21 protein-coding genes are annotated in these 22,441 nt (G+C 69.8%); 19 read left to right on the top strand and 2 right to left on the bottom strand.

Going from position 1 to position 22,441, the window contains the following annotated elements; all coding sequences use genetic code 11:
• Nucleotides 1-134 precede the first annotated feature (134 nt).
• The 10 genes from IPK71_32675 (at nt 135) to IPK71_32630 (ending at nt 8,951) form a co-directional block, all read left to right on the top strand.
• Entirely contained in the window at nt 135-1,370 is a 1,236-nt protein-coding gene (locus IPK71_32675) for a hypothetical protein (protein MBK8218512.1), read from the top strand.
• The gene (locus tag IPK71_32670) at nt 1,367-1,543 is read left to right on the top strand and encodes a hypothetical protein (protein MBK8218511.1); all 177 of its coding nucleotides are present in this window, start codon (nt 1,367-1,369) and stop codon (nt 1,541-1,543) included. The genes IPK71_32675 and IPK71_32670 overlap by 4 nt, the downstream gene beginning before the upstream one ends.
• 2 nt (nt 1,544-1,545) lie before the next feature.
• Nucleotides 1,546-1,917: a hypothetical protein gene (locus IPK71_32665; protein MBK8218510.1), complete on the top strand. Its 372-nt coding sequence runs from the start codon at nt 1,546-1,548 to the stop codon at nt 1,915-1,917.
• An 84-nt stretch (nt 1,918-2,001) separates the two neighbouring features.
• Nucleotides 2,002-3,048, top strand: a complete 1,047-nt coding sequence (locus IPK71_32660; GenBank protein ID MBK8218509.1) for a metallophosphoesterase — start codon at nt 2,002-2,004, stop codon at nt 3,046-3,048.
• Between the two features lie 107 nt (nt 3,049-3,155).
• Nucleotides 3,156-5,099, top strand: coding sequence for a threonine--tRNA ligase (gene thrS, locus IPK71_32655; protein MBK8218508.1), 1,944 nt, complete (start codon nt 3,156-3,158; stop codon nt 5,097-5,099).
• A 2-nt stretch (nt 5,100-5,101) separates the two neighbouring features.
• The gene (locus IPK71_32650; GenBank protein MBK8218507.1) at nt 5,102-5,959 is read left to right on the top strand and encodes a hypothetical protein; all 858 of its coding nucleotides are present in this window, start codon (nt 5,102-5,104) and stop codon (nt 5,957-5,959) included.
• 638 nt (nt 5,960-6,597) lie between these two features.
• Nucleotides 6,598-7,017 carry a hypothetical protein gene (locus IPK71_32645; protein ID MBK8218506.1) on the top strand — a complete coding sequence of 140 codons (420 nt, stop codon included), beginning with the start codon at nt 6,598-6,600 and terminating at the stop codon, nt 7,015-7,017.
• Between the two features lie 137 nt (nt 7,018-7,154).
• A complete protein-coding gene (locus IPK71_32640) occupies nt 7,155-7,868 on the top strand; it encodes a translation initiation factor IF-3 (GenBank protein MBK8218505.1) in 714 nt (237 codons plus the stop codon).
• Between the two features lie 25 nt (nt 7,869-7,893).
• On the top strand, nt 7,894-8,493 hold the full coding sequence (locus tag IPK71_32635) for a hypothetical protein (protein MBK8218504.1): 600 nt from the start codon (nt 7,894-7,896) through the stop codon (nt 8,491-8,493).
• Nucleotides 8,494-8,534: 41 nt separating this feature from the next.
• Nucleotides 8,535-8,951: a cobalamin B12-binding domain-containing protein gene (locus tag IPK71_32630; GenBank protein MBK8218503.1), complete on the top strand. Its 417-nt coding sequence runs from the start codon at nt 8,535-8,537 to the stop codon at nt 8,949-8,951.
• A 21-nt stretch (nt 8,952-8,972) separates the two neighbouring features.
• On the opposite strand, the gene IPK71_32625 is transcribed toward IPK71_32630, so the two are convergent.
• Entirely contained in the window at nt 8,973-9,425 is a 453-nt protein-coding gene (locus tag IPK71_32625; GenBank protein ID MBK8218502.1) for a hypothetical protein, read from the bottom strand.
• A gap of 9 nt (nt 9,426-9,434) precedes the next feature.
• Nucleotides 9,435-11,159, bottom strand: coding sequence for a hypothetical protein (locus IPK71_32620; GenBank protein ID MBK8218501.1), 1,725 nt, complete (start codon nt 11,157-11,159; stop codon nt 9,435-9,437).
• Between the two features lie 250 nt (nt 11,160-11,409).
• Between IPK71_32620 and IPK71_32615 the strand changes: the two genes are divergently transcribed.
• From IPK71_32615 to IPK71_32575, 9 genes are all read left to right on the top strand, one after another.
• On the top strand, nt 11,410-12,456 hold the full coding sequence (locus tag IPK71_32615) for a trypsin-like serine protease (GenBank protein MBK8218500.1): 1,047 nt from the start codon (nt 11,410-11,412) through the stop codon (nt 12,454-12,456).
• A 260-nt stretch (nt 12,457-12,716) separates the two neighbouring features.
• A complete protein-coding gene (locus tag IPK71_32610; protein MBK8218499.1) occupies nt 12,717-13,862 on the top strand; it encodes an acyl-CoA dehydrogenase family protein in 1,146 nt (381 codons plus the stop codon).
• A 479-nt stretch (nt 13,863-14,341) separates the two neighbouring features.
• The gene (mraZ, locus tag IPK71_32605) at nt 14,342-14,758 is read left to right on the top strand and encodes a division/cell wall cluster transcriptional repressor MraZ (protein MBK8218498.1); all 417 of its coding nucleotides are present in this window, start codon (nt 14,342-14,344) and stop codon (nt 14,756-14,758) included.
• A complete protein-coding gene (gene rsmH / locus IPK71_32600) occupies nt 14,755-15,783 on the top strand; it encodes a 16S rRNA (cytosine(1402)-N(4))-methyltransferase RsmH (protein ID MBK8218497.1) in 1,029 nt (342 codons plus the stop codon). Before mraZ ends, rsmH begins: the two co-directional genes overlap by 4 nt.
• Nucleotides 15,780-16,145 carry a cell division protein FtsL gene (locus IPK71_32595; GenBank protein ID MBK8218496.1) on the top strand — a complete coding sequence of 122 codons (366 nt, stop codon included), beginning with the start codon at nt 15,780-15,782 and terminating at the stop codon, nt 16,143-16,145. The genes rsmH and IPK71_32595 overlap by 4 nt, the downstream gene beginning before the upstream one ends.
• A complete protein-coding gene (locus IPK71_32590; GenBank protein ID MBK8218495.1) occupies nt 16,142-18,223 on the top strand; it encodes a transpeptidase family protein in 2,082 nt (693 codons plus the stop codon). Before IPK71_32595 ends, IPK71_32590 begins: the two co-directional genes overlap by 4 nt.
• Nucleotides 18,220-19,788 carry a UDP-N-acetylmuramoyl-L-alanyl-D-glutamate--2,6-diaminopimelate ligase gene (locus IPK71_32585; protein MBK8218494.1) on the top strand — a complete coding sequence of 523 codons (1,569 nt, stop codon included), beginning with the start codon at nt 18,220-18,222 and terminating at the stop codon, nt 19,786-19,788. The genes IPK71_32590 and IPK71_32585 overlap by 4 nt, the downstream gene beginning before the upstream one ends.
• 1 nt (nt 19,789) lies before the next feature.
• The gene (locus IPK71_32580; protein MBK8218493.1) at nt 19,790-21,277 is read left to right on the top strand and encodes a UDP-N-acetylmuramoyl-tripeptide--D-alanyl-D-alanine ligase; all 1,488 of its coding nucleotides are present in this window, start codon (nt 19,790-19,792) and stop codon (nt 21,275-21,277) included.
• The gene (locus tag IPK71_32575) at nt 21,274-22,422 is read left to right on the top strand and encodes a phospho-N-acetylmuramoyl-pentapeptide-transferase (GenBank protein MBK8218492.1); all 1,149 of its coding nucleotides are present in this window, start codon (nt 21,274-21,276) and stop codon (nt 22,420-22,422) included. Before IPK71_32580 ends, IPK71_32575 begins: the two co-directional genes overlap by 4 nt.
• Nucleotides 22,423-22,441: the final 19 nt, after the last annotated feature.

Below are 22,441 nucleotides of genomic sequence, written 5' to 3'. Positions count from 1 at the left end.
GTTTCGCCTCCGCGGCGAGAGGTGGTAGCGCCTCCGACTCTCGAGGCGCACCCGACGACACACGATCGCCTCGCACGCGCAAAAATTGCCAGGCTTTTCCCCCGGCCGTTCGCGCACTCGAGTAGGGTCCGGTCGTGGCACGAACGCCCCCCACGAAGGCCGCGCACGGGCTTGTGCGGGCGAGGCTCCCTGCGCTCGTCGCGTCGGCGATCGTGGCGATCGTGTGCCTGCTCGTCTCGCTCTCGGCGCTCGCGCACCCCCGCGAGGACTTCGATCTCATGGCGTACGTGGGCGTCGTCCACGCGTACGACGGCGAAGCCACGGCGCGCGAGAGGACGCTCGGAGACCTCCGCGACGCGCTCACCCCCGAGCGCTACGCGTGGATGACGGGCCGAGATTTCCCGGGCGACTACGCCCACTGGATGGCGTACGACGACCGCTCGTTCGCGCAGCAGCTCGTCTGGTTCCGGGGGAGACCGCTCTTCACACGATCGGCGTGGCTCGTGTCGAAGCTCGGGGTGAAGGTCCCCCGTGCCCTCCACCTCGTGACGCTCCTGTCGACGCTCGCCCTCGCCGCGGTCACGTGGGTGGCGCTCCGGCCACGTTCTCCCGACGGGTCGGTGCGGGAGGCCGTGGTTCGGAGCGTGGCCTTCTTCGTCATCGCCGGGGTGTTCCACTTCGACGAGCTCGCCGCGTCGCCGCTGTCCGATCCGCTCGGCGCCGCGCTCGCGCTCGCGGGCCTCGGGCTGCTCGCGCGCGACCGCCCGAGGGTAGGGCTCGGTCTCATGGTCGTCGCCGTCCTCGCGCGCTCCGACGCGGCCATGTACCCGGGCCTCGTGGCGGCGCTCGCGCTCGCCTTCGCCGCACGGAAGAGGCCCTTTTTGGCTTCGCCGCGCGACGCGCTCATCGCCGCCGCGCTCGCCTTCGGAGCGAGAGCGTGGGTCGAGCGCGGCAGCTACGGGTGGGCCGCGCTCGTGCATTTTCGTCGCGTCCATTTCGAGCCATTTCCGGCCGACGCGCGGCACACGCTCGACGCCTCGCTCTACCTGCGCATCCTGAAGGAGAACGCGCTCGAGCTCTACACGTGCGAGGTCGTCGCCCTCGTCGCGTTCGTCGTGGTCGTGGCCGGAGCGGCCGCGTCGCCGCGTGTGCGAGCGCTCCTCACGGCCGACTCGGGGGCGGGAGGTCCGTCGCCCGTGGTCGCCCTCACGCTCGCGATGGTCCCGCTCTCCGTCGCCCGGTTCTTCGCCTTCCCCGATTGGCATTCGCGCTTCTTCGTGGTGCCGCTCGGTCTCTTCTTCGTCGGCCTCGCCCACGTCGCCCAAGGTCTCGCGAAGACCGAAGGCTCGCGTGTAGCCTCGTCGTCATGAACGATCCCAAGGGCGAGACGACCACCCTCGAAGGCCAAGGCGACGGGCTCGCGGAGCGGATCGAGTCCCTCGTCGCCCGGGCGGGGCGCGCCGAGCTCGCCGCCCTCGAAGAGCTCGCCGAGGCGGATCGTTCGTTCGGAGAGCGCACCGTGCGCCGCGGGTCGGGGGGCTGAGCGTGCTGCCCGCCGAAGACGACGTCGTCGCCGCGTATGCCTGGGTCGCCTCGCGGTTCGCCCTCGGGAAGGCCTGCTCGCGCCCCGCCATCCGCGCCGCGCTCCGGGAGGCCGAGCACCTCGCCGAGGACGTCTACGAGGGCCCCGCGGCCTTGCTGTACGCCTTCGCGCGCTCTCCGCGGGCCTTCGCGGGCGCACGCACCATGACCGTGCTGCTCGTGCTCGCGCAGGTGGCGTCGTCGGGGCAGCGGCTCCTCCCGGGCCTCGGCCCATGCGAGCTCGGGGAGCTCGTCGAAGATGTCCGTCGAGGTGAGAGGACCTACGCCGAGGTGCGAGCGACCCTCGCCGACGGCCTCTTCCCGTTCGGGGGCTGATCTCTGCCCGCCTGACGCACGAAGCGACTCGTGGCCGACGGAATCGGTTGACCGAGGGCCGGCCGGATCGTACCCCGAAGCCCCATGACGAACGGGACGCGCATCGGCCTCGGCTCCGCCCTCATCCTCGCCCTCGCGAGCGCCTGCGGGAGCTCTGCGCTGCCCGATCCCGCGGCCCCCGAAGCCTCCGGCTCTCCCTCGTCCTCCGCCGCCCCGCCGGCGAGCTCCACGCCTCCGCCCCCCGCCCCGAAGGACGCGTCCGTCCCCGACACCGCGCCGCCGCCGCCCAAGGCGATCCGCTTCGTCGCCATGGGCGACACGGGCAAGGGCAACGACGGCCAGCAGCGCGTCGCCGTCGCCGTCGAGACCAAGTGCAAGAACGACGGCTGCGACTTCGTGCAGCTCCTCGGCGACAACATCTACGAGAGCGGCGTCGACTCGGCCGACGATCCGCTGCTCCAGTCGCGGTTCGAGCAGCCCTACGCCAAGATCAACGTGCCCTTCTGGGTCGTGCTCGGCAACCACGACTACGGCGGCAACGGCGCCGGCACGAGCTTCGGCAAAGGCAAAAACCAGGTCGACTACACGGCGAAGAGCCAGAAGTGGAAGCTCCCCTCGAACTTCTGGCACCGCACGGTGGAGAACGTCGAGTTCTTCGCGCTCGACACGAACCTCATCATGTTCGGCCGCGACGACGACCAAAAGGCGCAGATCCCCCAGTGGCTCGCCGCGTCCACGAGCGAGTGGAAGATCGCCCTCGGCCACCACCCGTACCTCTCGAACGGCCCCCACGGGAACGCCGGCCGCTACGAGGGCATCCCGGGCATCCCCGTCGTCTCTGGCGGCAGCATGAAGAGCTTCATGGACGACCACGTCTGCGGCAAGGTCGACGTCTACATCTCCGGGCACGATCACTCGTCGCAGTGGCTCGAGGACAAGTGCAAGACGACCGAGCTCATCGTCGGCGGCGCCGGGGCCGAGGGCACCGAGCTCTCTGCCCGCAACAAGAGCTACTTCCAGACGAACGCGCTCAGCTTCTTCTACATCGTGATCCAGGGGAAGAAGCTCACGGCCGAGCTCGTCGACGAGACCGGCAACATGCTCTTCTCGCGCTCGATCACGAAGCCCTGACCGGCGACCCCGGCGACGTGTGCATCATGCATGTAAAAGCGTAGGTGCGCCATGGGGGCTCGTTCGCGCGTGAGGCGGTCCGCGGCAAAACGTGCTATGGCCGCGCCATGTCCGCGAAAAAGACGGGGCGCGAGCTCCTCGCCGAAAAAGGCCTCCTGAAGGACGTCGTCGCCCTCTCGATCGACGGCAAAATCGTCGACCTCCACACGCCGATCGACCCGGCCTCGGCGTACGAGCTCGTGACCACGCAAGACCCGCGCGGCCTCGCGGTCATCCGCCACTCGACGGCCCACGTCATGGCCGACGCGGTGCAGAGGCTCTTCCCGGGCACCAAGGTCACCATCGGCCCCGCGATCGACGACGGCTTCTACTACGACTTCAAGAAGCCCGAGGGCTCCTTCTCCGAGGACGACCTCTCGAAGATCGAGAAGGCGATGCTCGAGATCATCGGGAAGAAGAGCCACTTCCGGCGCGTGCCCGTCTCTCGCGACGAGGCCCTCCAGAAGTTCCGCGACATGGGCGAGTCGTTCAAGGTCGAGATCATCGAGAGCATCCCCGCGGGCGAAGAGATCTCGCTCTACTTCCACGGCGAAGAAGGCAAAGAGTGGGTCGACGTGTGCGAGGGCCCCCACGTGCCCAACACCGGCTACCTCAAGGCCGTGAAGCTCACGAGCGTGGCCGGCGCCTACTGGCGAGGCGACGAGCGGAACCCCATGCTCCAGCGCATCTACGGCACGGCGTTCCCGTCCAAAGAGGCGCTCGAGGAGCACCTACGGCTCGTCGAAGAGGCCAAGGCCCGCGACCACCGCAAGCTCGGAAAAGAGCTCGATCTCTTCATGTTCGACCCGGTCGCGCCGGCGATGCCCTTCTTCTTGCCGAAGGGGGCATTCGTGTACAATGCACTCGTCGGCTACGTGCGCGGCCTCTACGACGACGAGGGCTACGAGGAGGTCATCACTCCGCAAGCCTTCGACCCGAAGCTCTTTCGCACGAGCGGTCACCTCGGCAACTACAACGAGAACATGTTCCGTCTCTGGACGGAGGACCAGCTCGACGAGATCGCCCAGGCCGTGAAGGAGAAGGGCTCGTGGGACGAGTCCCTCCGTGACGCGGCGTTCGCGCTGAAGCCCATGAACTGCCCGAGCCACTGCGTGATCTTCGGCTCGAAGAAGCGCAGCTACCGTGAGCTCCCCTGGCGCGTGGCCGACTTCGGGCGCCTCCACAGGTACGAGCGCGGCGGCGTCGTGCACGGGCTCTCGCGTGTCCGCACCTTCTGCCAAGACGACGCCCACGTGTTCTGCACGCGCAAACAAGTGCCGGCCGAGATCGAGAAGTTCATCAAGTTCTTGAACGTCGTCTACAAGGCGTTCGGCTTCGAGAAGGTCGACATCAAGCTCGCGACCCGGCCCGAGAAGCGCATCGGCACCGAGGCCGACTGGGACGAGGCCGAGGGCGCGCTCGAGCTCGGCTTGAAGAACGCAGGTCTCCCCTTCGAGGTGACGCCCGGCGAGGGCGCGTTCTACGGCCCGAAGGTGGAGGTTCACATCCACGACGCGCTCAAGCGGAGCTGGCAGCTCGGCACGATCCAGTTCGACCCGAACCTGCCCGAGCGCTTCGACCTCGGCTACATCGGCGAGGACGGCAAAGAGCACCGCCCGGTCATGCTCCACCGCGCGATCCTGGGCTCGCTCGAGCGCTTCTTCAGCGTGTACCTCGAGCACTCGGGCGGGAATTTCCCGGCCTGGATCGCGCCCAAGCAGGCCATCGTGCTCACCGTGAGCGAGAAGGCCGACGACTACGCGATCGAGGTCGCCAAGAAGCTCCGCGAGCAGGGCTTCCGCATCGAGGTCGACACGAGCGCGGACAAGCTCGGCGCCAAGATCCGCAACGCGCGCCTCTCGCGTGTACCTTACATGCTCGTGGTCGGCGCCAAAGAAGCGGAGACCGGCCAGGTCGGCGTGCGCTCGCGTGACAAGGGCGAGCTCGGCGCGATGCCGCTCGAGACGTTCGTAGGTCTGCTCTCGGGCGAGTCGAAGCCGCCGCGAGGCTGACGGTGGTCGCCTCCCGCGCGGAGAAGGTGGTGGCGCTCGCGGTGCTCGCGGGCGCCCTCGCCTTTGGGGCACCGCGGGAGGCACGCGCCGCCGACGACGACGACGAGGACGACTCGGGCATGCGCGCGCCCACCGTGTTCTTCGGGGGGCGGCTCACGACGACCAACGTTCGAACCGGCAAAGACGACGTGTCGAGCTACGGCGCGCTCTTCGTCACCTCGGCCTCGTTCCATGGCACGCGTGGCCGCTACGGTTCGCTCCGCGGCTCGTTCATCGGGGCGATAGGCTCCGGCACGGCCACGGTCGAGGGGTGGCTCCGTGGGGCGCTCACGCTCGGCCTCCGCGTACCGCTCGGGGACCCGTGGAGCGGCTTCGTGCGCGCGGGCTTCGGCGGGGAGCTCCAGGGCAACGGGAACTACTTCTTCTCGCGGCTCGAGCTCCCCATCACCGAGGTCGGTGTGCAGCTCCGCGAAGGCGAACGCCTCCTCGAGCTCGGCGCGCGTGGGGCCCCGGTGCTCGCCGGCCGTTATCATGTCGAAGGGGCGCGCCCGCGCGATCTCGGCGTGAGCCCCGAGTACGGGGCGTATTTTTCGGCCCGAACGCCCCTCTTGCGCAGCGAGATCTCCGCCATGCTGATCGACAAACGCGACGATGCGTACGCGCGGCCCGTCCAGGTCGTGCGCGCGCTCGTGTGCGGCTTCGGGGTCGTTGGCGCGCTGCTCGTCTGCGGAGACGGCGAGGTCTTTCGTGTCCCCAACGGGGGCGCGACCGCGCCCGAGCTCGGCGGAACGCGTGTATTTTACCTCGGTTTGACGTTCGGCTACGGGGAGACCTTCCGCCCCGCCGGAGCCGACGAGTGACCGCCCCCGTGTGTGCCCCGTCGGCCGATGAATGCCGCCCACGGGGGCGTCGTCTCTTCCGGGTGCGGTCCTTCGTCTTCGCGCTCGTGGTCCTCGGTTCGGCCTTGGCTTCGTCGCGCGCCCTCGCCGACTCGGACGAGCCCGCGGCCGGCGCAGCTTTGCCGCCGCTCCCGCCGCCCGCGCCGTCCGCCGTCCCCGCGCCCGCGCCGATTTCGCCACCGCCGCCCGCGCAGCCCGCTCCCCTCGCGACGGGGCCCGCCTCACCGCCGCCCGCGACGCCCGCCGTCCCCGCACCCCCCTGCGTCGCGCCCGCGCCCTGCGGCGACACCCCGAAGACCCGCTCTCCGGGAAGCGGCTTCGTAGGTCTCCGAACGCAGGTCACGGGCCTTCGGCCCCCCGGTGCCGAGTCTCCCACGATCGGGGTCACCTTCGCCGGCCGGCTCGAGTCCCACAACGACGACTCGGGGATCCTCGCGAGCCGCGCCGCGCTCGACTTCGGCCTCGGCGGAGGGACCGCCAACGTCGAGGGCATCTTCGGTGGAGCGCTCCTGCTCGGCGCGCGCACCCGCTTCGATCCCCACCGCGCCCTCTTCCTAAGGTTGGGTCTCTCGGGTGAATTTCAAAGTAATTCTAGGTATTTGTACTCGAGGTTCGACTTGCCCCTCGGCGAGCTCGGGTACCAGCGCGTCCGTGGGGGCTCGCTCTTCGAGGTAGGTGGGAGGGTGTCGCCCGTGCTCACGGGGCGTCTCCTCGTGGACGACGCTGGGCGCTCGCTCACCTCGTCGTTCTCGGCGGGGGCGTTCGCCACGGCGCGCGGCGACGGAGGGCTCTTCTCGTTCGTGTACACGCGGGTCACGAGCGGCGGGTCCGGCGGGCCGCCCGTCGACACCCTCCAGGCGCTCGGGTGCATTCTGCCCTTCGGGGCGTTCGCCATGTGCCTCGACGGGCAGGTGCTCGCCGCGGACCTCGGGGGGAGGGGCACCCTCGTCGGCGCGTTCGGGGCGCTCGTCGGCTTCGGCGGGGCCGGGCTCCCCTCGCGGGACCACGACCACGACTGAGCGGGCCCGTACGGGGCGCGCCGAGTACGTTTTTCGGGGTTTCCATTGACGCGGGCTCGAAAATGCCCGGAAGATGCGCGCGCAGAGCTTCTCTGCCTCGGTTTTTCCCTTTCGGAGGTCAAGTACACCGCATGGCCATGGGTCGTCCCCGCTTCGATCCGCGTCAACAGCAGCGCGGCTTTCAGATTCGAGTGAACCACCGCATCCGCGTCCCGGAGGTCCGAGTCATCGGCGCCGACGGCGAGATGCTCGGCGTGCTCGCCACGCACGAAGCGTTGAAGCGCGCGCAAGAAGCGGGCCTCGACCTCGTCGAGGTGAACCCCAAGGCCGAGCCCCCGGTGTGCAAGATCCTCGACTTCGGAAAGTACAAGTACGAAGAGAAGAAGAAGACGGCCGAGGCGAAGCGCAAGCAGACCGTCGTCGAGGTCAAAGAGGTCAAGCTCCGACCGAAGACCGACGACCACGACATCGCCTTCAAGATCAAGGCCGCGCGCCGGTTCCTCGAGGCGGGTCACAAGGTGAAGTTCACGGTCCGCTTCCGTGGCCGCGAGATCACGCACCCCGAGAAGGCGCAAGAGCAGCTCACGCTCGTCATCCAGGGCACCGAGGACCTGGCGAACGTCGAGACCCGCGCCATGATGGAAGCGCGCACCATGACGGTCATGGTGGCACCGAAGCCCGCGATCATGCAGCGTGTGGCGCAGCTCAAGGCCCAGCGCGAGAAGGACCGTCAGCAGGCCGCGAAAGAGGGCCGCGAGCTCCCGTCCGAGCCGTCGCTTCCCGACCTCGAAGACGACGACGATGACGACGACGACGAGGAAGAAGACGCAAAGGACACGAAAGAGTCCTGACGGCCGCCGCGAGGCGAGGCTCCGTGTGGGCCTCCGTCTCGTCGTGCTCCTCGGCGCCTCGGTGCCCCTCGCGCTCGTCGTGGGGAGCCGGGGCGCTGGCCATTTGGGGGACACGCTCGGCGAAGAGCTCGGTCGGCTCGCCGCGCCTTCGCCACGGCGCGTGAAGGACATCTACGGCGTCCCTCAGGGCGACGTCGTGGCCGATGGTCACGTGCACGACGTGCCCCAGGGACAGGCCCCGGTCGCGCACGCCGAGGCGCCTCGGGCCGCGGCGGCTCCTTCGGCCTCCGTTCGCACGCGTGGGGTGTACGTCCCGGCCAGCGTCGTCATGGCCTACGCGAAGCGCGGTACGGTGCCCGCGAGCGACGGTCCCGGCGGTGTCGTGCTTCGTGGCGTCGGCACGGGGAATGGCCTCGCCGACGGGGACGTGGTCGTGCGGGTCGGGGGCGCGAGCGTGCGTTCGCTGCGCGAGATCTCCGGCATCGTCACCGCCGCCATCTTCGCCGGGCACACCCACGTGTCGGGCACGGTCCGCCGCGGGGAGGACGAAATCGCGGTCACCGTCGAGATCCCGACGGGGGCCCCGGAGCCCGACGCCGGCGCGGCGAAAACTCAAGCGAATTGACAGGCTCGGCGAGAGCGCCGATAAACGCGCAAGAAGGCGCCATGTCGGAACCCACGCAGCCCGAACGAAAAGTCCGCATCCTCGTCGCGAAGCCCGGCCTCGACGGCCACGATCGCGGGGCCAAAGTGGTCGCTCGTGCCCTCCGCGACGCGGGCTTCGAGGTCATCTACACGGGCCTCCACCAGACGCCCGAGATGATCGCCAACGCGGCCGTCCAAGAAGACGTCGACGCGGTCGGGCTCTCGATCATGAGTGGGGCGCACAACACGCTCTTCCCCGCCGTCAAAGACGCCCTCAAGCAGAAGGGCGCCGACGACGTCATCCTCTTCGGCGGGGGCATCATCCCCGACGACGACGTGAAGCGCCTCACCGCCGCGGGCATCGAGGGCGTCTTCACGCCCGGCACGCGCCTCGAGACGATCATCGGCTGGGTCCGCGAGCACGTGAAGCCTCGCTGAAGCTCTCGGGCGCCCGCGACGTCAGGGCGTCGCTTGTCGCAGAGGTCGCGTGGGAGGCGGGATGGACACGGCCGAGTCGAGGCTCGTCGGCGCGACGGGAGCCCCCGAAGCCTTGACCACGGTCGGAGCGTCGATGTCGTCGACGTAGAGGATGGCGAGGCCCCGGCCCTCGTTCGTCTGGCTCCTGCCACGCATCGGAGACTCCGACGACACGTCGAGCACGGCGTCGGCGCCGAGCTGGCACGCCTTCACCTGGAGGGTGCGTGTGCGGGAGGCCGCCGACACGAAGAGCGTGGCCCCGACCTCGGTGAGCACGCGGTACGGCCGGCTCGGCCGCTCGCCCTCGCGGAAGAGAGCGACCCGCTCGGGGTGCTTCTCGCACTCCGCTTTCTTGAGCTCTTCCGGGGACTTAGGGCCATGGCACCCGGCCGCGAGGGTGAGCGCGGCGAGGAGCCCTGCGAGGCGTCGCGTCATCCGGCCTCGTTAGCCGTTCTCGCGCTTCTTGGCCATCCGGCGGAGCGGCAAGAGGAGCGCGACCACGAGGAACGCGGCGCGCGAGACCGGGCTCTTGCCGCGGCGCCCCTTGTGGTTCCGCGTCTCGGGCGAGTCGCACGAGTCTCCCGAGCTCGAGCTGCACGAGTCGGACGAGTCGGAGCTCGAGTCGCTCGAGCACGCGTCACTCGAGCCGTCGTTGTCCCCCCCCACGGTGTCGCCGCCGCAGCCCACGTCGTCCGACGAGCTGTCCGACGAGCTGTCCGAGGTGTCGCTCGAGCACGAGTCCGACGCTCCCGTGTCTTCGTAGGTCGTGTCCGAGGTCGTGTCGGTGACGACCATCGTTCCGCCGCCGCACCCGTCCGAGTACGTGCTCTTGTACCGGGGCGTCGCCGGAGAGGGCTGCTCGGGGGTCGGCCAGTCGCTCGCGAAAGGGGGGGCCGAGGAGGGGGAGGGGGTCGGTCTGAAGGGCGTTGGCGGCAGGCAGGTCTCGTCGAGGCGGGGCGTGACCGTGGGCTCTTTGGCCGAGCCCGGCGCGATCGCCACGAGCCCACCGGTGCTGCCCGCGGGCACGATCCCGACCGCGCGTGTGACGGCGATCGCATCGATTCGTTTGCCCGCGAGCGCGACGGCGAGGTCGTCGGAGGAGGTGCCGCAGGTCGCGTGGGTCACGTCGGCGCCGCCGCTCGTGTCGGTGCACTCGGCCTCGGGGGCGAGCCTCGCGAGCTCTCCACGGGAGCAGGCCGTACCGAAGCGCACGGGGTGGTTCGTCATGGCCGCGAGCGTGGAGGCGCAGGCCGCAGCCTCTTGAGGAGACCGTGAGACGCGCATGGCGTACGCCGAGACGAGGCTCGGAGGGAGCGTACCCTCGGGGAGCGAGGGCCGCGGGCCGAACACGAGATCGTGCCCGGCCGCCTCGGTCAAGAACCCGAAGCCACGGTACGGGGCGAGCGCCGCCTCGCGCGCGGTGCGGTACGACGAGCCTCGCATGCCCCACGTTACCTGCGTCTCGGGGAGCGCGACGCGGGTCCCCACCGACTGCGAGCCCTCCGCGATGACGTAGGTGGTGACCGTCACGTCGCGCGTGGCGGCGTGGCCGAGCACGATGGGGAGCGACATGGGGCCGTCGTCGGTGACACGGACGACCGGGGTGGTCGTGGGCCTGGCGCTCGGCTGGAACGAGAGCGCGACCAGCTGGAACCCGTCACGGAACGCGCGCGCGGAGAGGCCCGCGGGGAGAGACAAGCCCCGCGCCGCGGCGAGGGCGTCGAGGTCGGCGCCACCCGTGAGCACGACAGGGGCGCCGTCGAGGTCGGCGCGTTCGTTCGGGGTGCCTTCGTCGATCGTCTCGAAGACTCCCTCGGGCCCACACGCCGTGGTCCCACCGTTCGGCCGAACGACACGGACGGCCGTGGTCTCGTCGAGGGCGCGCATGAACGCTTCTCCGCCGAGGTCGACACGCGCGCCGGGCCTCGCCGGGACGAGCCAGGTCACGCGCTCGCCCGGTGGCACGACGACCGCCTGCCATCGTGTGGTCCGGGTCCCGTCCGAGCTCGCGGCGACACGCATCGACACGGGGCCCGTGCCTCCGACCACCATGCCCCCGGCCTTGGCGGTGCCACCAACGCCGAGGCACGCGGCGAGAGCGGCCCCGGCGATCGTCGTGAGGCGCGGGAGGAGGGAGCGACGTGGGGTCGAGGGGGAGGAGAAGCGCACGAAGCTCTCTTCAGCAACCCATGTGCCGTCCCGAAAGAGCGTGATCCCTCGCGAAATTCGAGGCGACGTGGTCCCGCGGGGGGCCGCGTGTGAACCCGAGTTTGCGTAACCGTAAGCTCCGCGCGAGCCATGTGGCCCAGGCCACCCCCGGGCCTGGCCGGGCCACATTTCTACGGGCCTAGTTTGTTGAAATTATTGGGTAATGTGTGTGGCACGAGGATTGGAAAGGCCGGGGCCAGGAGGTCACGGCATGAAGCTCTCGTTGGTTGTCGCGTGCGTGTTCGGTGTGGTCTCGTGGTCGCTCGGGTGTGGAGGGGTCGACGGCGCGACGGAGCTGCGCGACGAGCGGCCCTCGCCCGACGGCGGCGTCGACGTTCGGGACGTCGAGGTGGTGCGTGGGGTGCCCGATCGCGGACGAGACCCCGCGGTCGTCGCGCTGGATCTCGGTGGAAAAGGGCTCTGTTCCGGCACCCTCGTCTCGAAGCGGCTCGTGCTCACCGCGCGTCACTGCCTCTTCGAAACGACCGAGCGAATCGCCTGCCCCCCTCAGGGCGTGCAGGTGTTCGGGGCGAGGGACGCGGCGCAGATCGCCGTGATCGCTGGAGAAGCCGTCGAAAACGGCCGCGAGGTCGCGCGGGGGGCGAGCATCGTCGCGCCTTCGGGCACGACGCTCTGCGAGTCCGACATCGCCTACCTCGTGCTCGACCGCGAGGTGTCGGGCATCAAGCCCGTGGGGGTGCGGATGCACGGCGTCGCGCAAGGCGATTTCGTGCGTGCGGTGGGCTACGGGCGTCGTCCTTCCGATGGAGCCGTGGGGCAGAAGCTCCTCCGCGACCACGTCCGCGTCCTCTCGGTGACCCCGGCGGAGTTTCTCGTGGGCGAGGCCACCTGCCAGGGAGACTCGGGCGGTCCCGCGATCGACGCCGAGACGGGCGAGGTGGTCGGCGTCGTCTCGCGCGGTGGCCCGACGTGCGAGGGGCGCAACGTGCACAACGTGTACACGCGCACGGACGTCTTCGGATGGCTGCTCGAAGAGGCGCTCCGAGCGGCTGGAAAACCCTCGTCGAAGGGCGCCGACGCCGGGATCGAGCCCGCCACCACCGGAGGCAAGGCCAAGCCCCCGAGCGACGTCGGCGGCGCGTGCATGGCTGGCTCCGACTGCGCCTCGGGCGTGTGCATCGCGCGGGACGACGGCGCGTACTGCAGCCGGCCCTGCGGCGCGGGGAGCCGGTGCCCCAACGGGTACCGCTGCACGAAGCTCATGGACGGGGCGCAGGTCTGCATGGGCTCGAAGTGACCTGGCGCGATGCGTCATGATGAGCCGTGGGGCGAAGAGCTGACGCAACTCATTGATGAGGTGTCAGTGGAGCCGCGTGTCCTTCGCGTCTCGGTTGGGGATGCGCGTTGACCGGGAGGGGCCGCGGCTCCTAAGAGTCGAGGGCGGTGTCTTCGGGAGCTCCACGTTCCCGGGCATCGCCCAACGACCCACGCCCGTCCCGTGCGGGCGCACGTGCCTCGCCCGTCCCTCGGGCGCGCACAGGAGCCACGCGAGCCGCCATGGACTTCACCTTCTCCGAGCACCACTCCCTCCTCCGTCAGAGCGTCCGCGAGTTCGCCAAGGCGCACATCCAGCCGCACGCGCGCGCGTGGGACGAAGAGGAGCGCTTCCCGAAGGAGCTCGTCCCGAAGCTCGCCGAGCTCGGCCTGCTCGGCATCCGCATCCCCGAGGAGTACGGCGGATCCGGCATGGACACGACGAGCTACGCCATCTGCGTCGAGGAGATCGCGCGGGTCGACGGCTCGGCCGCGCTCACGGTGGCGTCGCACAACGGGCTCGGGACGGGCCACATCCTCTCGTTCGGCAACGAGGCGCAGAAGAAGAAGTACCTGCCCAAGGCCGCGAAGGGCGAGTGGCTCGCGGCGTGGGCGCTCACCGAGCCCGGCTCCGGCAGCGACTCGGCGTCGATGAAGACGACCGCCCGCCGCGACGGCGACGCGTGGATCCTGAACGGCTCGAAGATGTTCATCACGCAGGGGACGGTCGGCGGCTTCTGCGTCGTCCTCGCCCGGACCAACGTCGACGCCCCCAAGCAGAAGGGCATCACGGCGTTCGTCGTGGAGCACGGCACGAAGGGCTTCAACTCCTCGAAGCACCTCGAGAAGCTCGGCTGCAAGTCCAGCGACACCGCCGAGCTCACCTTCGAGGACGTGCGTGTCCCCGACGAGAACCGCATCGGCGAGGTCGACCACGGCTTCATCGACACCATGAAGATCCTCGACCGCGGCCGCATCTCGATCGCCGCGATGGCGCTCGGCCTCGGCTACGGCGCCCTCGACATGGCCGTCACGTACGCGAAGGACCGAAAGCAGTTCGGCAAGGCCATCGGCGAGTTCCAGGCCATCCAGTGGATGCTCGCCGACATGAGGACCGAGCTCGACGCGGCCCACCTCCTCACGTACCGCGCGGCCTGGCTGTGCGACCAGGGCAAGCCCTACTCGCGCGAGGCCTCGATGGCGAAGCTCTTCGCGAGCGAGGCGGCGTCGCGCGCCTGCAACAAATCCCTCCAGATCCACGGGGGCTACGGCTACACGCGCGAGTTCGCCGTCGAGCGGCACCTCCGGGACGCGAAGATCTGCGAGATCGGCGAGGGCACGAGCGAAGTCCAGCGCCTCATCATCGCGAAGGGCTTGCTCGCGGGCTGACGCGACGCCGATCGCATCGAGCTGAACCGAGGGCGTGTGGGGCCGAGGCCTCACGCGCCCTTCGCCCATTTGGGGCCTGCGCTCCTCCGGAAGGCCGTGCCGTTCTCCTCGGGGGAGCCGTTGGTCGCCTTGTGCCTCGCGGGGTCCCCCTCGGGGGCACGCGCGTCAAAGGCCAAGAAAAGGCGCTTCGAGCGCCATCGCGCCGAACTTGTCCATCCGCGGGGACCATGGATAAGGTCCCGGCGGGCCTGAACACGCGCCCGGTGCTGCAGGAAACCCAGAGAACGCACACCCGCCTACATGAGGGCAACAAAGCGCCGCAGATTGTTGACACAGTTGTGCCCAACTCCATAGGGTGGCGGCTGGACGTGGGATGAAGTGGCAAGAAGTACCAATCCGGCCCGTAGACGGGGCGGAGGTGCCACGGACTCCCCGAAGCGCGTGAGGGCACGGTGTTTCGCGGCCGGTACGAGCACACGATGGATGCAAAAGGACGGACGAGCCTCCCGGCTCGGTACCGCGACGTCCTTTCGTCCATCTCGGAGCGCCGCATCGTGCTGACGAGCGGCCTCGACCCGTGCCTCGTGGCGTACACGCCCCCCGAGTGGGCCGCCTTCGAGGAGAAGCTCGCGAAGCTCCCGCAGTTCGACCGCGCGGTGCAGAAGCTCCGGCGCATCTACGTGTCGGGCGCGGTCGAGTGCGACGTCGACGACTCGGGCCGCATCTTGGTGCCGCCCACGCTCCGCGAGCACGCCGGCCTCGAGAAGGACGTGCTCTGGGCCGGCTCGGGCAAGTACGCCGAGCTGTGGGACAAGGCCCGCTGGAAGAGCCACTTCGAGACCACCGAGGACGAGCGCGTCGAGATCGCCTCGCGCCTCGCGGAGCTCGGGCTATGAGCGGCGCGCGCGCAGAGGCACAGCTCGCCCTCCCCGGAGTGGCGGTGGACGCGGCCGCCGAGGCCGAGTGGGTCTGGACCGAGGACCCGTTGGAGGATGCCGTGACGCAAGAGTTCGCCCACGTGACCGTGATGCGGGACGAGGTGCGCGACGCCGTCGTGACCCTCCCCGAGATGACCGGGGTGGTCGTCGACTGCACGCTCGGCGGCGGCGGCCACACGCGCGCCCTGCTCGAGAAGGCGCCGAACGTTCGTGTGATCGCCTTCGATCGCGACGACGTCGCCCTCGCCTCGACCAAGGTCGCGCTCGCCGCCTTCGGAGACCGCGTCACGTTCGTTCGCTCTCCGTTCGGTCGCATCCGCGAGGCGCTCGACGAGCTCGGGATCGCGCGCGTCGACGGGCTCTGCGCCGACCTCGGCGTGAGCTCCCCTCAGCTCGACGAGGCGTCGCGCGGGATGAGCTTCCGCCGCGAGGGGCCCATCGACATGCGCATGGACCAATCGAGCGGCGAGACGGCCCTCGACCTCATCGCCGAGCTCTCGGACGACGAGCTCGCCGACGTCATCTTCCGCTACGGCGACGAGCGACGATCGCGCCGCATCGCGCGCAGCGTGAAGAAGGCCTACGCCGACGGTGAGCTCGTCACCACCCTCGACCTGCGCCGCGCGGTCGTGCGGGCGGTGGGGCCGCAGCGTGTCGGGGGCGTCGACCCGGCGACTCGTACCTTCCAGGCCCTTCGCATCCGGGTGAACGACGAGCTCGGCCAGCTCGAGGCGCTGCTCGAGGCGTTGCCGAACGTGCTCGCCGAGGGCGCGAACGCGGCGATCTTGAGCTTCCACTCGCACGAGGATCGCCTCGTGAAGCGCGCCTTCCAGAAGGGCCCCTTCGTGCCGCTCACCAAGAAGCCCCAGGTCGCGACCGAGGCCGAGTGCGTCGAGAACCCGCGCTCCCGTAGCGCAAAGCTCCGCGCGGCCACGTTCTCGAGCGAGGCCCCCCGGCGCTACGAACGAGGAGGCGACGAATGAGCCGCAGCGTCAAACGCGCACGGACGTTCCTCGTCACGTGGACCTTGGCCGTGCTCGCCACGGTGAGCGCGTTCGTGGTGCATTTGGCCCTCCGCGGTCGCACCGTGTCGCTCGGGTACGAGCTCGGTCGCGCGCGTGCCGAGCAGGCGCGCCTCCGCGACGTGAAGCGGGTGCTCGAGCTCGAGGCCGCGAGCTACAAGACGCCCGAGCGCGTCGACATCGTGGCGCGCACGCTGCTCGGCATGGAGCCGCCGTCGCCCGATCGCGTGGTCGTCCTCCCGGCCCTCGGCAAGGACGAGGGCGCGCCGAGCGAGCCCATCAAGACCGCGCAGGCCCAGGAGGGCATGGAGAGGCGGCCATGAGGAACCTGCCCCCCGAGCGCGCGAAATGGATGCGCCTCCGCATGGGAATCCTGTGTGGAATCATGGCGTTGGGCCTGGGTGGTGTCGTCTCCGGCGCGTACCGCGTCCAGATCGACGACGGCGCCGCGTGGCGTGAGGCCGCCGAGAACCAGCGCCAGCGGAGGCTTCACGTCGAGCCGAAGCGCGGGAGCGTCTACGACCGCAACGGGGCGTCGCTCGCCGTCAGCGTCGAGGTGCCTTCGGTCACGATGGACGTCGTCGAGCTCCTGCGCGGCGTCGACAAGCCCGAGGCCCAGAAGGCCATCGTGCACGACGCCTCGGTGCGCATCGCGCAAGCCCTCAAGCTCGACGCGAACGAGGTCGAGCAGAAGCTCTCGTCGAAGAGGCGCTTCATTTGGCTGAAGCGCCGCATCCCGGGCGACGAGGCCGCGCAGATCCGAGCCCTCGGCGATCCGAAGGCGCAGCCGCCCGGCGTGAAGCCCGTGAAGGGCCTCGCGATCGAGGGCGAAGGCAAACGGTACTACCCCGGGCGCGAGCTCTTGGGGCCGGTGCTCGGCTTCGTCGCCCCCGACGGTGAAGGCAAAGACGGGCTCGAGCTCTCCATGAACGAGGAGCTCCGCGGCCACCTCGAAGAGATGCACGGCATCCGCGATCGCGCGGGCAGGCTCATCTTCTCCGAGGGCGCGACCGACGAGCAGGCCCTCGCCGGGCACGACCTTCACCTCTCGATCGACGAGGGCATCCAACACGTCGTCGAGCGCGAGCTCGACATCGCGCAGCGCACCTACGAGACGAAGGGCGCCATGCTCGTCGTCATGGATCCGCTGACGGGCGAGGTGCTCTCGCTCGCGTCGACGCCGGGCTACAACCCGAACGACTACGGCGACTCCGAGGTCGACGCCCGGCGCGACCGCGTCGTGACCGACCGCTTCGAGCCCGGCTCGGTCATGAAGGTGTTCACGATCTCGGCGGCGCTGGCGTCGGGGTCGCTCAAGCCGACCGAACAAATCTACTGCGAGAAGGGCTCGTACAAGCTCGCGAACGTGACCATCCACGACACCCACGTGTCGGAGTGGCTCGCGCCGACCCAGATCCTCGCGAAGAGCTCGAACATCGGCACGCTCAAGATCGCGCTCAACCTCGGCGAGCCCGGGCTCTACTCGGCGTTCCGCAGGTTCGGCTTCGGCGAGCCCACGGGCCTGCCGTTGCCGGGCGAGGCGTCGGGTGTGCTTCGCCCGAAGGGGCGCCCGTGGTTCGAGGTCGAGACCGCGAACGCGTCGTTCGGCCAGGGCGTGAGCGTGACCACCATGCAGCTCGCGGTGGCCATGTCGGCCATCGCGAACGGTGGCAAGCTCATGGAGCCCATCTTGGTGCGCAAGATCACGGACGCCCGCGGCAACGTGGTGCGCGAGTGGCCTCCGCACGTGCGTCGCGAGGCCGTGCCGGCGCACGTCGCCAAGATGATGGGCGAGATGCTCACGGCGGTCGTCGAAGAGGGCGGCACCGGCGTCGAGGCCGCCATGAACGGGTACCGCGTGGCCGGGAAGACCGCCACCGCGCAGAAGGCCGATCCGGCCACGGGCAAGTACTCGGAGGACAAGTACACCGCCTCGTTCGTCGGGTTCGTGCCGGCCGAGAAGCCGCGCCTCGTCGTGGCCGTCGTGCTCGACGAGCCCATGATCGGTCGCTACGGCGGAGACCTCGCCGGCCCCGTGTTCCGTCGCGTCGCCGAGGCGAGCCTCCGCTACCTCGGTGTGCCCCCGAGCAACGCGCAGCCGAAGATCGCCCAGGTCACGCGCACGAACGATCCGGCCGACGTGGCGCTCGCGGCGCTCCGCCCCAAGAAGACCGCCGATCCCCCGAGCGAGTCGCTCGCGATGGGGCCCCCGCCTCCGAACACCGTGCGTGTCCCCGATGCGTCGGGCCTCGCCGCCCGCGACGCCGTGCGCGCCGTCGGAGCCGCCGGGCTCGTCCCCGAGATCGAGGGGACCGGGAAGCTCGTTCGGCAGAACCCCCAGCCCGGCCAGGCGGTCCCCAAGGGCAGCTCGGTGCGCCTCGTGTTCGAGCCCGCGTCATGACCCGTGGCGCGCCCTCGAGGGGCATGCGCCTCGCGGACGTCGCGCGCGAGATTCCCCACGTCGACGCCGTGCCCGAGGGCTCGGAGGACGTGCGCGTGACGGGGGTCCGCCACGACTCGCGCGCTATCGAGCCCGGAGATCTCTTCGTCGCCCGGCGAGGCTCGGAGTCCGACGGGGCGCGCTTCGCCGAGGCCGCCGTGAGGGCGGGTGCCGTCGCTATCCTTTCGAAAGAACACATTATTTTGCCCGAGGGGCTGCGCGTGCCCGTGGTGCTCACGCCCTACCCGGAGCTCGGGCTCGCGTACGCCGCGGCGGCCGTCTACGGGCAGCCCTCGTTCTCGCTCGACGTGGTCGGCATCACCGGGACGAACGGCAAGACGACCACGGCTCACCTCGTGCGCGCGGCGCTCGATGGCGCGGCGAAGCGCCCGGTCTGCGGCACGATCGGCACCGTCGGTTACGGGTTCGGGGGAGAGCTCGAGCCCGCCTCGCACACGACGCCCGAGGCCGACGAGCTCACCCGCGTGCTCGCGCGTATGCGCGCGAAGGGGGCGTCGACGGTCGCGATGGAGGTCTCGTCGCACGCGCTCGCGCAGAAGCGGGTCGAGGCCGTGCGGTTCCGCGTCGCGGCCTTCACGAACCTGAGCCAAGACCACCTCGACTTCCACAAGACCCTCGAGGAGTACGCGGAGGCGAAGGCGCGCCTCTTCACCGAGCTCGGGCCCGGTACGGCGGTCGTGAACGTCGACGATCCGGTCGGGGAGCGCATCGCCTCGCGGGTCCGTGCGCCGCTCCTCCGTGTGCGCCGATCCCCCGGGAAAGACGCCGATATCGTGCCGCTCTCGATCGAGCACCTGCCCTCGGGCGTTCGCCTCAAGGTGCAGACCCCGTACGGCGACCTCCCGATGCGCTCGAAGCTCATGGGGCTCCACAACGTCGAGAACCTGATGGTCGCGCTCGGCGTGGCGATCGCCCTCGACGCCGACCCGCTCGAGGTCGCCGCGGCCCTCGAGGACGAGCTCGGCGCGCCCGGCCGCCTCGAGCGATGCGATGGGCCGGAGGACGACGTGCGTGTCCTCGTCGACTACGCGCACACTCCGGACGCCCTCGCCCGCGCGCTCGACAGCCTCGCTTCCTTCCGCGACGGCCGGCTCATCGTGGTGTTCGGCTGCGGGGGCGATCGCGACACGACGAAGCGCGGGCCCATGGGCCTCGCCGCCGGCGAGCGCGCCGACGTCGTGATCGTGACCTCCGACAACCCTCGCAGCGAGGACCCCGAGCTCATCGTGCAGGCCGTGGCTTCGGGCGTGCTCGAGGCGGGCAAGGCCCCGATCTCGGCCGAGGATCTCGCCTCCGCGGACGCCGGGCTCGTGACGATCGTCGATCGTAAGCGCGCGATCTTCGAGGCGATCTCGGCGGCGCGGCCGGGCGACATCGTGCTGCTCGCCGGCAAGGGGCACGAGGACTACCAAATCCTCGGGAACGAGAAGCGGCACTTCGACGATCGCGAAGAGGCGCGGGCCGCGCTGGCCGTGCGGCGCGCGCGAGGAACCAGGAGAGACTGACGTGGCGACCCCCATCCCCGACAATCGAGCGGAGCTCCGCGCAGACGACGTGGCCCGCGCGACGGCGGGGGTGCTCGTGACCCACGGCCGAGACCTCGACGTGCTCGTCGGCGTCACGACGGACTCTCGCGTGGTCTCCGCGGGCCGGGCCGACGTGTTCGTGCCGCTCGTCGGCGAGAAGATGGACGGGCACTCGTTCCTCGACCGCATCGACGGCGTCGCGAAGCTCGTCGTGTGCGCCCGCGGCCGTGGTCGCGCGCTCACGAAGAGCGCCTTCGTCGAGGTCGACGACACCCTCACTGCGCTCGGCTCCATCGCCGCACACCACCTCGAGCGACTCCGCGCCTCCGACCCGAAGCGGCGCGTCGTCGCCGTGACGGGCTCGGCGGGAAAAACCACCACCAAAGAGCTCACCGCGGCCCTCCTCGCGACGAACGGCGTGCCGGCAGGGGAGCCGTCGGCCATCGTCCAAAAGACCCGCGGGAACCTGAACAACCGCATCGGGATGCCGTCGACGGTGCTCACCGTGACGCAGGAGCACACGTTCGTCGTGCTCGAGGTGGGCATGAGCGTGCCGGGCGAGATCGCGGCGATGGCCAAGATCGCCCGGCCCGACGTGGCGATCGTGACCAACATCGGCGTCGCGCACTCCGAAGGGGTAGGGGGCCGCGAGGGCGTAGCGCGCGAGAAGGGTGATCTCTTCGCGGGGCTCGATCCTCACGGCACCGCGATCGTGAACGCGGACTGCGACATGTCGGTGCGCGAGGTGATGCGGTCCAAGGGCGCACGGGCCGTCACGTTCGGGCGCGCGCCGGAGGCCGACTACCGGCTCGTCGACCGCCGCGTCGACGGCGTCCGTGGCTCGGAGGTCAGCATCACGCGCCCCTACGGCGAAATCGCAGTGAGCTTCGAGCTGCTCGGTGAGCACGCGGCCATCGATCTCTGCGCGGCCCTTGCGGCGGCCGAAGTGGCGCTGGGCAGAGCCCTCACGAGGGGCGAGATCGAAGGCGCGGTCGCGAGGACGGAGCTCTCCGGTCGAGGGCAGCTCGTGGTCCTCGGGAACGGGGCCCTCCTCGTCGACGACTCGTACAACGCGAACCCGCAGAGCATGGAAGCCGCGCTGTCGGTGCTTCGTGAGCTCGGCGAAGGGCGCCGCAAGGTGGCCGTGCTCGGCGAAATGCGGGAGCTCGGAGCCTTGGCCGACGAAGAGCACGTGCGCCTCGGGGCGCGCGCCGTCGCGGCCGGCGTCGACGTGATGGTCTCGTGCGGAGGCTTGATTTCCAGGGTCGCCGACGCGACACGGGCCGCCGGCGTGCCTACATTTGAATACATGAGCGCAGAAGACGCCGCCACTTTCGTGACTTCTCACATCGATTCGAGCGACATCGTCCTCGTGAAGGGCTCGAGAAGCATCACCACGGAGAAGGTCGTCGCAGCGCTCGTCGCCGCGCACGGTCGTCGCGTCGCATCGGGAGAGGTCGCGCGGTGATCTACGAGTACCTCTTTCCGCTCCGCACCTCGGCCGCGTGGCTCGGGTGGCTCAACGTCCTTCGGTACGTCCCCTTCCGGATCATCATGGCGACGCTCACCGCCATGCTCTTCTCCTTCTTCTTGTCGCCGTGGTTCATCCGCGAGCTCCAGAAGAAGCAGATCGGGCAGGTGGTGCGCGACGACGGCCCCCAGAGCCACAAGGTCAAACAAGGCACGCCCACCATGGGCGGCGCGCTCATCTTGCTCAGCGTGCTCGTGCCCACCATCCTCTGGTGCGATCTCCACAACCCCTTCGTGTGGGCCACGACGGCCGTCACGGCCGGCTACGGTGTCATCGGGTACCTCGACGACTACCTCAAGATCAAAGCGAAGAACTCGAAGGGAGTGCCCGGCCGCTTCAAGCTGCTCGGCCAGCTCGTCATCGGGGGCGGCGTGCTCGCCTACGTGTTCTTCAAGCAGAGCGCCGTGCCCGCCGACTGGTGGGCGATCCGCGACCGCCTCTCGATCCCCTTCGTGGCCTTCGAGAAGCACCCCGTGTCGTTGAACCCGTACCTCTACCTGGCATTCGCCATCTTCGTGGTGGTCGCCTGGTCGAACGCCGTGAACCTCACCGACGGCCTCGACGGTCTCGCCATCGGGCCGGTCATCATCAACGGCGGAACGTACCTGCTCTGGGCCTATCTCGCCGGTGCGAGCCTCGGTATCGCCAACGTGTCGCAGCGCCTCGTGGTCGCTCGCTATTTGGATATCCCGGGGATCGCCAGCGCGGGTGAGCTCTCCATCTATTGCGGGGCCGTCGTGGGCGCGGGCATCGGCTTCCTTTGGTACAACACGTACCCCGCGCAAGTGTTCATGGGCGACGTGGGCTCGCTCGCGCTCGGCGGCGGGCTCGGCATGTGCGCCGTGTTCACGAAGAACGAGCTCCTCAGCATCGTGCTCGGCGGCATCTTCTTCCTCGAGGCCGTGAGCGTCATCGTCCAGGTGACCTCGTTCAAGCTCACCGGGAAGCGGGTGTTCTTGATGGCCCCCATCCACCACCACTACGAAAAAAAGGGGTGGGCCGAGCCGAAGATCATCGTTCGATTCTGGATTATCAGCGTGCTCCTCGCGCTCGTCGCGCTCTCGAGCCTGAAGCTCAGGTGACACCGTGGAAGACCTTCGC

This window comes from Myxococcales bacterium, from assembly GCA_016712525.1.
Lineage (GTDB): Bacteria > Myxococcota_A > Polyangia > Polyangiales > Polyangiaceae > JAAFHV01.
The sequence above is the reverse complement of the archived record's forward strand: the minus strand, read 5'-3'. Positions and strand labels throughout refer to the sequence as shown.

Coding starts and splice junctions, on each gene's coding strand:
- IPK71_32670 (MBK8218511.1), top strand. CDS start 1,367: ATGAACGATCCCAAGGGCGAGACGACCACCCTCGAAGGCCAAGGCGAC.
- IPK71_32660 (MBK8218509.1), top strand. CDS start 2,002: ATGACGAACGGGACGCGCATCGGCCTCGGCTCCGCCCTCATCCTCGCC.
- thrS (MBK8218508.1), top strand. CDS start 3,156: ATGTCCGCGAAAAAGACGGGGCGCGAGCTCCTCGCCGAAAAAGGCCTC.
- IPK71_32640 (MBK8218505.1), top strand. CDS start 7,155: ATGGGTCGTCCCCGCTTCGATCCGCGTCAACAGCAGCGCGGCTTTCAG.
- IPK71_32630 (MBK8218503.1), top strand. CDS start 8,535: ATGTCGGAACCCACGCAGCCCGAACGAAAAGTCCGCATCCTCGTCGCG.
- IPK71_32625 (MBK8218502.1), bottom strand. CDS start 9,425: ATGACGCGACGCCTCGCAGGGCTCCTCGCCGCGCTCACCCTCGCGGCC.
- IPK71_32615 (MBK8218500.1), top strand. CDS start 11,410: ATGAAGCTCTCGTTGGTTGTCGCGTGCGTGTTCGGTGTGGTCTCGTGG.
- IPK71_32610 (MBK8218499.1), top strand. CDS start 12,717: ATGGACTTCACCTTCTCCGAGCACCACTCCCTCCTCCGTCAGAGCGTC.
- mraZ (MBK8218498.1), top strand. CDS start 14,342: ATGGATGCAAAAGGACGGACGAGCCTCCCGGCTCGGTACCGCGACGTC.
- rsmH (MBK8218497.1), top strand. CDS start 14,755: ATGAGCGGCGCGCGCGCAGAGGCACAGCTCGCCCTCCCCGGAGTGGCG.
- IPK71_32595 (MBK8218496.1), top strand. CDS start 15,780: ATGAGCCGCAGCGTCAAACGCGCACGGACGTTCCTCGTCACGTGGACC.
- IPK71_32590 (MBK8218495.1), top strand. CDS start 16,142: ATGAGGAACCTGCCCCCCGAGCGCGCGAAATGGATGCGCCTCCGCATG.
- IPK71_32585 (MBK8218494.1), top strand. CDS start 18,220: ATGACCCGTGGCGCGCCCTCGAGGGGCATGCGCCTCGCGGACGTCGCG.